The organism is uncultured Gimesia sp., assembly GCF_937910335.1.
Lineage (GTDB): Bacteria > Planctomycetota > Planctomycetia > Planctomycetales > Planctomycetaceae > Gimesia.
In genome coordinates this window covers 1-14500 of the sequence record NZ_CALEMX010000450.1, presented here as the reverse complement: position 1 = coordinate 14500, position 14500 = coordinate 1, and the positions used below count along the sequence as shown (strand labels likewise).

The window sequence follows — 14500 nt, the reverse complement described above, 5'->3', positions numbered from 1 at the left end:
CTTTGTTTGCCGTTGAGTTGTAAGCCTATAACTCAACGGCATTTGCTTTATCTGGACCGCTCCAGAGCTTCCTTTTTGTGGCACAATTTGTGGCGTTTTGTGGCACGGGGGTTCTCTGAAAGGTTCTGTTGATGAAGCAATCATCAAAGCAAAATCGTAAGACATCGTTCCGTATCGGCAAAGTCCGAGGCGATTTGCGCGGAAAAATCTGGTACCTCACCTACCATGAAAATGGAAAGCGTTTGCGACCCAAGCTTGGTCCCGACAAAGAGCAAGCAAGGCAGATGGCCGCGCGTATTAATTCCCAACTGGAGTCGCATACTCACTCAGTCTTCAACTTCGAGCCAGTAAGCATTGATGATTTACAACAACGCTGGCTCAACCATCACGAACAGGTGCTACGGTCTTCATTGCAGACCATCCGCCGCTACCGGGCTGCGACAACCCACCTCATTAATTTCATCACGAAAAAAGGTGTCGCTTCAAAAACATCTCTGTTTCAGGTCGGACATGCTGAGGAGTTTGTGCATTACCTGCGGACGATCAAAGTGGCTCCGAACGGCCATGAGAATTCGCAGAAACGTCCTCTGCTGGACAAGGGCATCAAATACATTCTGCAATGCTGCCGAAGTATGTTCGGTTATGCGATAAAACGACGGCACCTTTCTCCATATGCCGAAAACCCGTTTTCCTCTCTCGATTTGGACCGCATCCCAATCGAAAACGCTAAAGTCATTTCCATTTTCAGTCCAGATCAGGAAAAGGCATTTCTAGAAGCCTGCGATGACTGGCAGTTCCCGATTTTTCTCACTCTCATGCTGACGGGGCTCCGTCCAGGAGAACTTATCCACCTGTTGCTTCCAGATGATATTGATCTAAAAAAAGGAATGCTCTACGTCCGAAATAAACCTCGGTTAGGGTGGCAGGTAAAGACACGCAATGAACGTGAAATTCCACTGATTGATGAACTGAGAGATGTTCTGAAAATCATCATCGGTGATCGAGTCACGGGCCCCGTCTTTTTACAACGCCGTTATACGTCAAGCTCCGTACATCCAAAGATGATTGGATATACTGAAAAACAACTCGAAAACTTACTACAGGAACGAGTGGTTAAAGAAGAGGAAGTCTCAGGTAATGCAATGGATAGAAGTCAGTGGATGAAATTCTCACGAACAATTTGGGGCGATTGTGGCACATTGAAAACAGATCGAATTCGAACGGAATTCATCAGATTAACAAAGCAAATTGAACTACCTCAATTCACAGCCCCCAAATCGCTGCGACATCTCTTTGCCACCTGTTTACAGGACGGGAATGTAGACCCGTTGATTCGCAGTGAATTGATGGGACATTCTACTTCTGCAACGAATGGGGCGAGCCACGGTTTAGGGATGACTGCCACTTATACTCATTCACGTCCCGAGACGAAAAGAAAACAACTTACCAATGCGCTGTTGATTCGACTAGCCGTGCAAATTGCTAAAACATGGTGTATTCGATACTCAACTAAATTTAACAAATTTGACGACGAAGCTAAATTCAAAGGAAATAGGTGGCAGATAAGATGAGTCTTCTTTCATAACTCTCAGAGATTCCGTTCTCTTTAATTCTTTCATGATGATACAAGTCATTCAGTAGAAGCTGCCTTACATTTGGTAAGTGCGGTACGATTCGAAATTTATAGACTGTGATTGATTCTGCTTGAATCCGCGCCCCTAACCGATCTGGAGGATGGTCGATTCCATAATCGGCAACCGGAGTCCGTGACCACAGAAGATTCGAATATGACGATTCTTCCGACCCTACTTCATGTATCATAAACCTCTGATTTTACGGCAATCCCGTATTTTGTTTTCGCTGATGGCAATATCGGAATCCAATCGGGCTTTTATTGTTTGTCTTTATTGATTCAACAGCTCTCCGCAAAAACGAACCTTAAAACGGATGTCATATATGTGATCAAGAAGTCATATGTTTTAATGGAATCAAGCTTAATAAGAGGACTTGACGGTGGCCGAAGCTGCCTGACTCAGTCAAGCAATCATGCTGTTGATTAAACAATAATCACAAAAGTATTTCAAACTTACCAAAGATTTATTAGATATTCTTTTTAAAAATTGCGAACTCCCAATCCGCAAATGTCTCTGGTTTATTCAACGTTGTTTTGAGAACAGCAGAAATTGATATAAGACAAATGTTTAAAATATCAAAATATTTCTTGCATTTTTCAAAACAGACCTTTAGCTTGAACATTCATGTTTGTTTTGGCTTCTCTTTAAAACACGCAGGCACACGATGATGCATTGTGTTTATTGAATGTTTCTAATCGACCCTCTTCCAGGGAGAAACATTCAATTTTAGTAGCATTATCACATCCTTTAATTTCAATTTGACTAAAAATTCGAGTGAAGAATTTATCTGCCTACAGGCAGTCTTTATAAAAGTGTTTAAACAATATTTCACTTTCTAAGACTGAAATGTGCGCCAGATTCTATTCTTTGCTTGATTCGTAGCAATGAAGGACTGGTTGCCATGCTGTTGAAAGATTGGTTGTCTACTTTTCGTTCCCCATTCAAATTTCGTTCCCATCGTTTACAAAAATCTCTCAGGCATAAAAAACGAAGTTCCTCACGGTCATTGGCAGCGTTAGAAAAGCTGGAAGACCGGGTGATGCTAAGCGGGACGAACGATGCTCCTGTCTTTAGTTCGGGTGAAATGGGATATTGGTGGACTGTTCCTGAAGACACTCCAATTGGCGGTACCGTGGGTACGGTGGCTGCCACTGATCCGGAGGGAGGAGCTGTCAGTTATCAGTTAACGGCTGGTAACAGCGTGTTTACGATCGATTCCAGCACGGGAGTCGTCACACTGCTTACAGCTCTGGATTACGAAACCAGTCAAAATGCTTCGTTTACCGTGCAAGCCACGGACCCTGAAGGCACAATTGCATCATCCTGGGCTGACATTACTGTGACCGACGTGAACGAATCCCCCGTTTTTGCAGTTGGCGAAATGGGACATTGGTGGAGCCTTCCTGAAGACACTGCTGTGGGAACTGTTATCGGGACTGCCTCTGCGACTGATCCTCAAGGCGATGCAATCACATATGAGTTGACTTCGGGGAATACCACATTCTCGATCGATACCACAACTGGTGCTGTCACGCTCATCGCTGCCCTGGACTATGAAACAAGTCAATTTTCCTCATTCGGAGTACGAGCCACGGATACGGACGGAAATGCATCAACCAGTTGGGGTGACATTACCATAACCGACGTGAATGAAGCTCCCGCTTTTACGGATGAGGGTATGGGGTACTGGTGGAGTTTGCCAGAAGACACTGCTGTGGGAACGATTGTAGGAACAGTCACAGCTAATGACCCCCAAAGTGATCCAGTCAGTTATCAATTAACAGCGGGAGCGACCACATTTTCTATTGATTCCAGTACAGGCGAGGTCACATTAATCGCCGCCCTGGATTATGAAACGAGCCAGAATGCTTCATTCAGTGTTCAAGCTTCTGACACAAGCGGAAACTCTTCAACCACATGGGCAGACATCATGGTGGAAGACGTCGCTGAGTCAGCAGGCGGAAGCACGCCTACTATTTCCTTACCTTTACTGGCGAATGACACAGACACTCCTGGTGATAACATCACGACAGATCCGACAATTATCGGTCAAGTTTCTTATAACGGTGACATGATGATGCTTGCTGTGGAAGTCGATCTGAACGGTGACCAGATCTCAGATGGTTATGCGACTCTGGATACGATGACGGGCACTTTCACTTATTCTCCCAGCGGCCTCGCTTTAGGTTCACATACTATCGCGGTACGAGGTGTGGATAACATGATGATGGTTGAGGGAGAATGGTCAACCATCACTTTCACTCTCGAAGATGCCACTGCTGGTACTGACCCTGAAATCATTTCACTCCAGTTAACAAATGACACAGACGCTCCTGACGATAATATTACCACTGACCCCGCCATCAACGGACAGGTTTCCTACATTGGCGGATTCATTGATTTAGCTGTGGAAGTCGATCTGAACGGTGACCAAGTCTCAGATGGTTATGCCACTCTGGATACGATGACGGGCACTTTCACTTATGCGCCCAGTGGCCTCGCTTTAGGTTCACACACTATCGCGGTACGAGGTGTGGATAACATGATGATGGTCACAGGACAGTGGTCCAGCATTACTTTCGTCTTGGAAGACACGATGGGGGGCATGGAACCCATCGTCAATTCTCTAATACTGACAAACGACACAGATATTCTGGGTGACAATATTACAACTGACCCGGCCCTCAGTGGGCAAATTTTCCACGTGGGTGACTTGATGTCTCTCGCGGTTGAAGTTGATTTGAATGGCGACCAAATCTCAGATGACTTTGCTACTGTTGACTGGATGACAGGTGATTTTACTTATAACCCGAGTGGCCTGAATCCCGGAACACATACCATTTCAGTGCGAGGTGTGGATAACATGATGATGGTTGAGGGAGCTTGGTCCAGTATTACCTTCGTGTTGGAAGATGCGATGGCGGGCATGGACCCAGAGATCACTTCGCTCCAGTTAACGAACGACACAGACATGCCGGGTGATAATATCACCACTGACCCCGCGATTAACGGTCAGATTTCCTACATTGGTGGATTGATTGATTTAGCTGTGGAAGTCGATCTGAATGGTGACCAGATCTCAGATGGTTATGCCACTCTGGATACGATGACGGGCACATTCACTTATTCTCCCAGCGGCCTCGCTTTAGGTTCACATACCATTTCAGTGCGGGGTGTGGATAACATGATGATGGTAGAGGGAGCTTGGTCCAGTATTACCTTCGTATTGGAAGATGAGATGGCGGGCATGGACCCAGAGATCACTTCGCTCCAGTTAACGAATGACACAGACATGCCGGGTGATAATATCACCACTGACCCCGCGATTAACGGTCAGATTTCCTACATTGGTGGATTGATTGATTTAGCTGTGGAAGTCGATCTGAATGGTGACCAGATCTCAGATGGTTATGCCACTCTGGATACGATGACGGGCACATTCACTTATTCTCCCAGCGGCCTCGCTTTAGGTTCACACACCATAGCCGTACGGGGCGTTAATGATATGGCGATGGTGGCAGGAGCTTGGTCCAGCATTACATTCGAACTCGTTTCTCTACAACCGGTCATACCGACAGCCGAAAACGATACGTTCCTGATCGAAGAAAATAGTTTCTCAACCGCGATTTCAGTATTGGAAAATGATCTCGACCCGTATGGGGCAGGACTGAATCTTACCAATGTTTCGACAGCGGGTAGTGGGACCATTTCCATTCAAGCTGGTGCAACGGACGCGATTCTTTACACGCCAGCAATCGATTTTACCGGTTCAGAAACGATTACTTATACCATCACCGATGGAGGAGGCGAAACAAGTACTGGTACGCTAACGGTAACGATCCATAGCCACGACGACAGTCTCACAGAGGCACGCTCCACGACATTGATTATGAACTCTGCTGTCACTGTCGAAGGCACGATAGGTGATGGTCCTCAAGCAGACCTGGATGTGGACCTGTTTGAAATCACCTTGAGTGATGGAGAAATGATACTCGCGGACCTGGATGCTGCATACCTTGATGATGGTAGTGTCTTCAGCAGCATCGATGGCTATTTGCGTCTGTTTGATGCGGCGGGCAATGAACTTGCATTCAATAATGATGCCAGCGATCCTGATACCGGCGTCGCCTCAACGGATGCGATGCTACGCTTTACCGCAATCACGACAGGCACCTATTACCTGGGCGTATCGGCGGCAGCGAATCTCAACTATGACAGCACCACTGCTGGGAGTGGAGCCACTTCAACCGGCGGCAAATATCAACTGCAACTCACATTGGGAGCGAATCATCGCCCGGTTGCCGTGGATGATGCCTTTATCATGGATGAAAACACCACCGCTACAATTGATATTCTGGCAAATGACAGTGATCTCGACGGAGCCGAATTCTCTTTGGCTTCTGTCACGCAACCCGTCAATGGAACCGTGCAATGGTACATTGATGGAACGACCTCGGAACTAGTCGTCAATTACACGCCAACTAACAATTTCACCGGAGTCGACAGTTTCACCTACACCATCGAAGACACCAAAGGTGCGACCTCAACCGCCACGGTAACAATGACCGTCTATCCCATTTTGAATTTAGGGGGAACCAAATCATTCGAGGCCAATGCCGACACCAAGTTCTATATTGGCGCTGACCAGGGCGCCCTGGAAGGTGTTGATTTCCAGTTGGGGACACCCTTCACAACGGTTCTGGTCACATCAACGACCAACGGCACGCTCATTTTAAACGAAAATGGTTCGTTCATTTACACGCCGAACACGAGTTACACGGGAGCAGACCAATTTGATTACAAAATCATGGATGGTGCTGTGGAATACACGACAGGCACCATTGTTATTAACGTCGTTGCAATGACAGCCGTAGATGACACAATTTCCATAACCAAAAATTCACGCATTATAGCCGGGCCGGCATTTACAGTGGAAGAAGGCGAAACACCCCTGCCGGGCTTACTTGATAACGATCTGTTCGGAGCCGATGCTCCCACTTATGCAGAGCTGGTCTCTGGTCCTGCACATGGAACACTGACTCTACTGAATGATGGTTCCTACTTGTATTACACAGATTCCGATTTCGCTGGCTCGGATAGTTTTACGTACCAATTGGTTTCGGGCACCGCCAGCAGTATTCCTGCCACAGTCACCATCAATGTACTCAATGAAATCCCACAGGCAAGCGATGATACCTACACAATCTCGCATGACACCCTGCTGTCAGCCCTGGATCTGATTGATGCAGAAACCGAACTGCCTGTAACGCCCGCCGGAGTCCTGGATAACGATGTCGATACCGATGGTGATTTTCTGGAAACGACTCTGGTTACATCCACTACCAATGGAATCTTGACTTTCAACTCACTGGGCCAGTTTGTCTACTCTCCTAATGTGGGCTTCGTAGGAACAGACAGCTTTACCTATAAAGTCAGCGATGGCATTTATGAAAGCAATATCGCGACAGTGACGATAGATGTCGTTAACTCAGTTGCCATCGCCACAGACGATAGCTATTCCATCAAGCATAACACGACTCTCACCGCCGGATTCCCGGAAATTACGACCATCGATGAAAACGGCATTGAAACCGTTGTCGTCCCTTATGTCGCCAGTTTGCTTGACAACGATACCGACGGGGATGCAGACACCCTGGATGTAATCACCACCACGCTGCCCTCAAATGGAACTCTGGCCTGGAACAGTGATGGTTCTTTCTCCTATACACCGAATGCTGGCTTTACAGGTATAGATCAATTTGACTACCAGATTACCGATGGCATCGCTTCCAGTAACGTCGCCACGGTCGTGATCAATGTGACCAACACTGCCCCCGTCGCCAATGACGACAGCCATACGTTCGAGCATGGATCGATCATCTATGGTCTGCCACCGATTGAGGTCCCAGAAGGGGGCGCAGCTGGAGGAACCGAAGAACTACCGGATAACTGGATCGTTGTGAACACCGTCATCGGCAATGATGTAGACGCAGACGATGATCCGCTCGAAGCGACTCTTCTTTCAACCGTCATTTCAGGATCATTATCTTTCAACTCAGATGGTTCTTACAACTATACTCCCAATGTCAATTTTGTGGGTACCGACAGCTTCACATACCAGCTTACGGATGGCTCGCTTCAAAGTAATACTGCCACCGTCACCTTTACGGTTACCAACACAGCGCCAGTCACCACCGATGACAATTATCAAATCATGCAAGGAAAAACACTCGTTGGCGGCGAGGCAAACCTGTTTGGATCAGACTTGGGCGATCAGGGATTAACCGTCTTTAGACAATCACTCATGGTAAATGATTCCGACGCGGAAGGAGATGCATTAACGGCAACCCTGCTCACTAGTCCCACGCATGGAATCATCAGTTTCGATGACGACGGCTTATTCACTTATACACCTGACGCAAATTATATTGGGACAGATACGTTTACCTATCATATCTCAGATGGAATCGCAGACAGTAATATTGCCACGGTGATCATTGACATGACAAATGATGCACCTGTAGCCTCTGATGACAGCTACACACTGCCGCATGATGTCAAAGCCACGTTCGGTAACAGTATCCTGAACAACGATTCCGATCCAGATAACCAACCTTTGACGGCCATTCTTGTAGCCGCTCCTACGCAGGGAACAATTAACTTTTTTGCCAACGGGACATTTACTTATACTCCCAATGCCGGTTATGTCGGCGCCGACTCATTCACTTATAAAGTTACTGACGGCACTCTCGAAAGCAATATCGCAAACGTCACGCTCGACATTACTAATATAGCGCCGACGGGCACGACAGACTCGTACAATGTTGCCAATAATGCCGCCCTGAATGTAGGCGGCGATGGTGGGGGCAAGTCATCCGGCGTTCTCGCTAACGATGGTGCTTCTCCTGATGATTTTACAACAGCAGTGCTGGTGAGTGGCCCGAGCAATGGAACCATCAACTACTTTAACGAGAATGGAACTTTCAGTTACACTCCCGAAGCAGGATTCACAGGTACGGTGAGCTTCACTTACCGTACCTCAGATGGGATATCTGAAAGCAACGACATCACTGTCAACCTCAATGTTGGAGCTGAAGACCCCGATGCCACCGATGCGCTTGATGCTGCAACAGATGATCTCAATGAAGCGGTGGCGGAATTCGATGCAGCATTAGATGATTTCGGTAAAACGCTTACGTCGCTCAATCAGGACTTAGCTGCCGCTTTTAATGCCTCACAAGCCGTTGTGGATGCGGAAAATAAAGCGGCTACCGAAGCATTTCAACAGGCGATGAATGCAGCTCAAGCAACTTACCAGACAGAAATCAATGCCATCGAGGATGCCTACAAAACAACAACCGATGCGAATAATGGAAATTATGAGCAGGAGATTGGCCAGGCCACTTCTGACTACAATACCGGTCAAGCCGCAATTAGCAAAACCTATAACAATGCCATCAAAGCAGCCAACCAGACTTACGATACAGCAATCGCTGCTTCTGACTTGGCTTATACCAACGCAGCAAAACAGGCCTCAGATACCTATCAAACACAATTGAATAGTTTTGATGCCACATACGATTCTGCCATCGCTGCCACTTCTCAAGCACAATTGACGGCAGTGAATGCTGTCAACAGTACGTACCAGACGACAGAGCAGGCCGCACATGCAACCTTCCTGACTGACAGAGCAGCAGCCAGACAACAATACGATACTGATCTAGCCCAAAGCCGTTCCACGCTGGACGCCGTCCTGGCCGCAAATCCGAATACCTCCTACAACCCCGGACTGGCTGGCTCTGATGCCACATATCTTGCTGCGTTAAACAGTGCGCTAGCAGGCATTCAGAGTACCATCACAAGTGCCGCCGCCACATATCAGGCAGCAGTCGATCAGGCAATCAATGTCTACAACAGTGCCATCGACACAGCCGCTGCCGACCGAGCCACAGCAGTCGTTGCCGCAGATGCCACGCAGGCAGCCGCGTATGCCACTGCTGATGCCACATATACCGCTACCGAAGCCGCCGAACAGGCAACCTATACCGCCACGGTCTCTGCCGCAGCAACAACGCGGGACGATGATATACAAACAGCACAGAACACCTATAACTCGGGAGAAACCACTTTATCAGATGCCCGTGACCAGACAGTACAGACAGCTCAGGATGCTTACGATGCTGCTGTACTGGCAGCCAACACCGCGCATAACTCAACGGTCGCCGGTATCGATCAGACATCAGCCAATAATCTTCAAATGTCACAAGATGCGTACGATGCTGACATTGCTGCTGCTGCCACAGATCATAGTGATATTATGGTACCAGCCAGCACGACACAAGCAGCTGCCATTGCTTTAAAGCAATCTGCATATGATCAGGCAAAAGCGACGGCTAAGGCTACATTGGTAGCTACCCAAAATAATTTTAGCGGTCCGAATAACATGACGGTTGCATGGGCTGTTTTACTCCTGATAGAGAACGCCCCAGGCGTACCAATAGAGACAGTTTGGCAAGCGAGAAAAGATTATTCGATTAAAGATGCCGAGAATAGAGTTGCCTATGCAAAAATGGCAAGTGCGGCGAATTTAGCCTATGTGACAGATGAGAGAAAGGCATACCTAACATATACCGAAGCAACAGCACCGCTGATACTCACATTTGGTCAGACACTAGCGAACGCAAACAAAGCCAATGGTGACGCTAAGATAGACGCAGATGAAGCCTTTTACCTGGACAATATTGATGATGATCTAGCGGCTGCTATACAAAAACAACAAGCCTATACCACATTAGAATTGGCCCTGGCCAGTGCGAAAAAGACATTTGAAGATGCGAAAGCAGACGCCGGCTTTACTTATAGTTCTGGAGTCGCAGCCATCCAGAACACCCTGGATCACGATACGATTACTGCGGAAACCACCTATGCTCATGCAGAAATCGACGCAGCTAAAGCACAGCAACTGGCACTGGCGGCAGCTTCTGAACAATTACAACTTGATTACGCTAATGCAGATGTTGACTGGGTCCGTGATGTTGCAGCCGCCGATAAAGCCTTCACCACTGCATCCAATAATGCTTATGCCTCAGCCGCAAATGCGATTCTGAGTGCACAACCGGCATACATCAATGCTGTGATCTCTGCCCAGGCTTCAGCCGTAGGTATTGTGGCTTCTGCCCGAGCTGCTGCCATTATCAGTGCTTCAGGCAATGACCCAGGAGTGGCTGCGGTTGCCAATGCCCAGGCTGCTTATCAAACGACGCAGGCGGCCCTCAGAGCTTCTCAACTCTCCATGGAAGCTTTGGCAGAGAATTTATACGCGAAGAATGCAGTCACCGCCTGGATGATGGCCGCCAATGCGGTCGCCGTTCAAACGGAACTCCAAACCAATGCCGCCGCCGCCGCTGGTCTCGCCTGGGTTACTGACGAAGCAGCCTCATATCGCACCATGGCCGAAGCGAATATTAACGCTGCCGCTACTACTTCGCATAGTGAGGTTGATGCAGTGGAACTTTTCAATACCGATGAAGCAGACAACAGAATGGTTGCTGCCATCGATTCCGCTGGAAAAGATCAGGATTATGCCAAAGCCGCGGCACTCTCTGAATTGAATCACAGTAATACACATTGGCCTGCAGAATTCACTCGTTTTCAACAGGCTGCCAGCAAGGAACATACCTTAGCAGAAACAGAAATCACAGAGGGTGTTGCTAAACTCAAAAAAGCTTTGGCAACTGAAACAACTAAAATGTTAGATGATGCAGTGGTCAAGGAAGACGCAGCTAAAAAAGCAGCCAAGAAAGATAAAGATCTCGCGATTTCCAATGCAAAAACGAAAGGTGCCGAGGGTGTCCTAGAGGCAGAGAATGCTCTAATAGCTACAAAAGCACTACCCTTGACGGCTGGTACTTTTATGTATGGATCTTCTGCCATTGCAATTGGATTTGAAGTCATCTCTCCTGCCCTCGACAACACAGTGAATGCTTTTGCTGGTTTTGCGGATGGATTAACAGGGGGAGGGTATTCTAAAGTACTGGGTGAAGATTATCTTCGCTATGTCGATTATCAGTCCAATGCTTACTCTGGGGGACAAGTCGTTGGAATTATGTATGGCTTTATCCTCGGAGGCGCCGCTGGCGGTGCTCACATCGGCTGGGCTTATACCGTGGCACGGGGCTTCACAGGCGCTGCCACAGTTGCGGGGATGGCAAATGCAGTCGAGAAATGGAACAGGGGTGAGGAATTAGACGTCTGGGATTATCTCAACTTTGCTCCTGCTGCAGGCGCCCTGCTTGGAAAACTGACTGGTGGACTGGGCATCTTCCGCTGTTTCGTGGGAGATACTCAGGTCGTACTGGCGAAAGATGCTCCCGGCGGATTCCAGGCAAACGTGGGCCTGGCAGCTGAGGATGGGGCAGGTGTTGAACTGCATGAAGCGGGTGCCGGTATGCTCGTATTGATTGGTGTCGTCGGTGCCGGGATGCAGGTCGCTCGCAAACGCAAAAAGCAAACGGGGACACTCGCGGATCTGGATCGCTTGTTCTCTAAGGATGAGTTCAATGGCCTGATGGATGAGACCGCCCGCTACAACAATCCAACGAACGCACGGCACCTGGACCAGCGACAGGCGAACCCGCAGTTCGCTCTGATCCAGTCCGGCTCTGCTCCACGCACGGCACTCAGTGAGGGACCACCTCTGTTGATGAATCCGCAACAGCCGCCGATTGCTTCTTCAAATCCCATTATCACTCCGACACAGAAAGGAACTTCGATGACCGATCGACGTCAACCCGCACCGACGGAGAAAACAAGATCGTCCCGATTCACTGGCCCCTTATCCTGGCTTAGTGTGTTCTGTCTATTGGGCGCTCTGGTCTTCGGTTTTGGCGGCGATAAGACCGATGCCAACGCCGTCTCTCACATTGAAGCCAAGACGCAGGTCACTGATACGCCGGTTCCTTACAAAACGGCAGACATTAAAGATGTGAACATTGGCGAGCGGCTGTTGGGGAAAAACCCCATCGCCGCCGAGGTCGATGATTTTGTACCGGACATCATCCCCAGTCAATGGCGACAGTTGCATCTCACCATGCACAAAGCCAACGGCAAACGCCTCGACATGCAGTTCTTGCGGCCTGTGGAGTGGATCAAATCAAACGGTGCCGAATTAGGAGCGACCATTGATTTAGATCTCCCCGAATTCGGAGCGAAAGGCCCCGCCAAAGTCGTTTCCATCAAACAGTGCCCACCAATTAAATCCGGCCCAGGCAACATCGTCACCGGCAAATTCATCCACGAATCAGACGGCAACCTGATCAACCTCAGAATCAAAGGGCAGCACGAACCGACCACCGTCACATCGAACCACCGCTACTGGTCAGCCGATCGGAAGCAGTTCGTCGAAGCCGGGCACCTCAAACCGGGCGAACAAGTTTCAACTCTGGCTGGCCTGAAACAAGTTGTTTCAATCACCCCTCGCGTTGGCAACGAAACCGTATATAATCTCGAAGTTCAGGGAGAACACGTTTATCTGGTTGGTTCTCTCGGGACTTTGGTGCATAATAATTATCCCAAAATTGGAACGAAAGTAACGCGTCACTGGGGTGGAAAATCAGGACCATTTGGCAAATCGTGGACAAGAGACCCCGTTAGTAAACAAACGAGAGAATCTCTTGGCCTTAGTTTATCAAATACCGGAGAATTTGTTTCACATGGTCGCATCATAGATAACAGCAAGATCATAGTAAAAAAAGCTGACCCATGGGGGGGCTTTAAGGGCGGGGGGGATGAATTACTAATTGATAGTTCTAACATTCAACTGGACGCAATAACGATGCCAGATATTCCAATACAATAGAATGAAGACAGAATGATGGAAAGAAATTTTTATTTATCCACGCATGATTTTATTACTTCACCTGAACCGAGAGAATGCACATATATGGATGATTCTTTTGTAAAGGAGACCAAGCAACAATTATTATGTGTTAGTGTTCTCCCGCCTCTAAAAGATGAGGACGTGAATACTAACTGGCTACTACTTGGAATAGTAGACCCTTCTATAAAATCACTAGCGAGCGCTGGAGAACGTCCATTTTATGTTAATATATTCCTAGCTAAAAATAAACAAAACGATAATGGATACAGTTGTCGCGATCTTGTAAAAATTGGTATCGGACTACTACACAGCAGCTATCAATCTGCTCTAAACGATTCTCCAATTGATGATTAGATCAATCAGATTTTTAAACACAACATGAACGGTGGGTTAAATCTCTTCCTAGACTTTCCAGAGTTTGACACTTTGCGGTGAAGCTATAATCACCGTTATCAAACAGTGCCCGCCGATTAAATCCGGCCTAGGCAACATCGTCACCGGCAAATTCATCCACGAATCAGACGGTAACCTGATCAACCTGAGAATCTGGAGTTACCTGTGTAGAGGCAGCTCTTCGAAACAGAACTCCTGATGGTATCCCAGATCCGATACTGGAGCTCCCCGCAGTTATTATTCCCTAAATGATATAAAAGGAATCAGGTCGCATGGATGAGCTTCAAAGACTTTATGTTCAATTGTTGCACAATGGTCTCCTCGAAATACGTACTGCATTTGGATTGGACGAAAAGGAGTGGCTTGAAGCTGAAATTGATTTCCTGCACAACATCCCAAGTTTATTGAATGAGACAAATATTCACCGGCATCGTTACTTTTGGGAAAAAGAGCGTCCATATTATCTTGAACGAATCGAAGAACTCCACTTAGATGAAGAGGCAAGAATGATGTCTGTTTATGACAATATTCTGCAAGAGATTGACCTTCCCCCGATCTTAGTACCAGCCTAAGTGAGAGAATCGGGGTTCATGGG

General features: G+C 47.8%; 4 protein-coding genes. All 4 read left to right on the top strand.

Annotated features, from left to right (window positions below; translation table 11 throughout):
* Positions 1-131: 131 nt before the first annotated feature.
* The gene (locus tag Q0668_RS17960; protein WP_298867140.1) at positions 132-1571 is read left to right on the top strand and encodes a tyrosine-type recombinase/integrase; all 1440 of its coding nucleotides are present in this window, start codon (positions 132-134) and stop codon (positions 1569-1571) included.
* Positions 1572-2535: 964 nt separating this feature from the next.
* Positions 2536-13491, top strand: a complete 10956-nt coding sequence (locus Q0668_RS17955) for an Ig-like domain-containing protein (RefSeq protein WP_298867138.1) — start codon at positions 2536-2538, stop codon at positions 13489-13491.
* 12 nt (positions 13492-13503) lie between these two features.
* A complete protein-coding gene (locus Q0668_RS17950; protein WP_298867137.1) occupies positions 13504-13866 on the top strand; it encodes a hypothetical protein in 363 nt (120 codons plus the stop codon).
* Positions 13867-14177: 311 nt separating this feature from the next.
* On the top strand, positions 14178-14477 hold the full coding sequence (locus Q0668_RS17945) for a hypothetical protein (protein ID WP_298867136.1): 300 nt from the start codon (positions 14178-14180) through the stop codon (positions 14475-14477).
* The last annotated feature ends 23 nt before the right edge of the window (positions 14478-14500 follow it).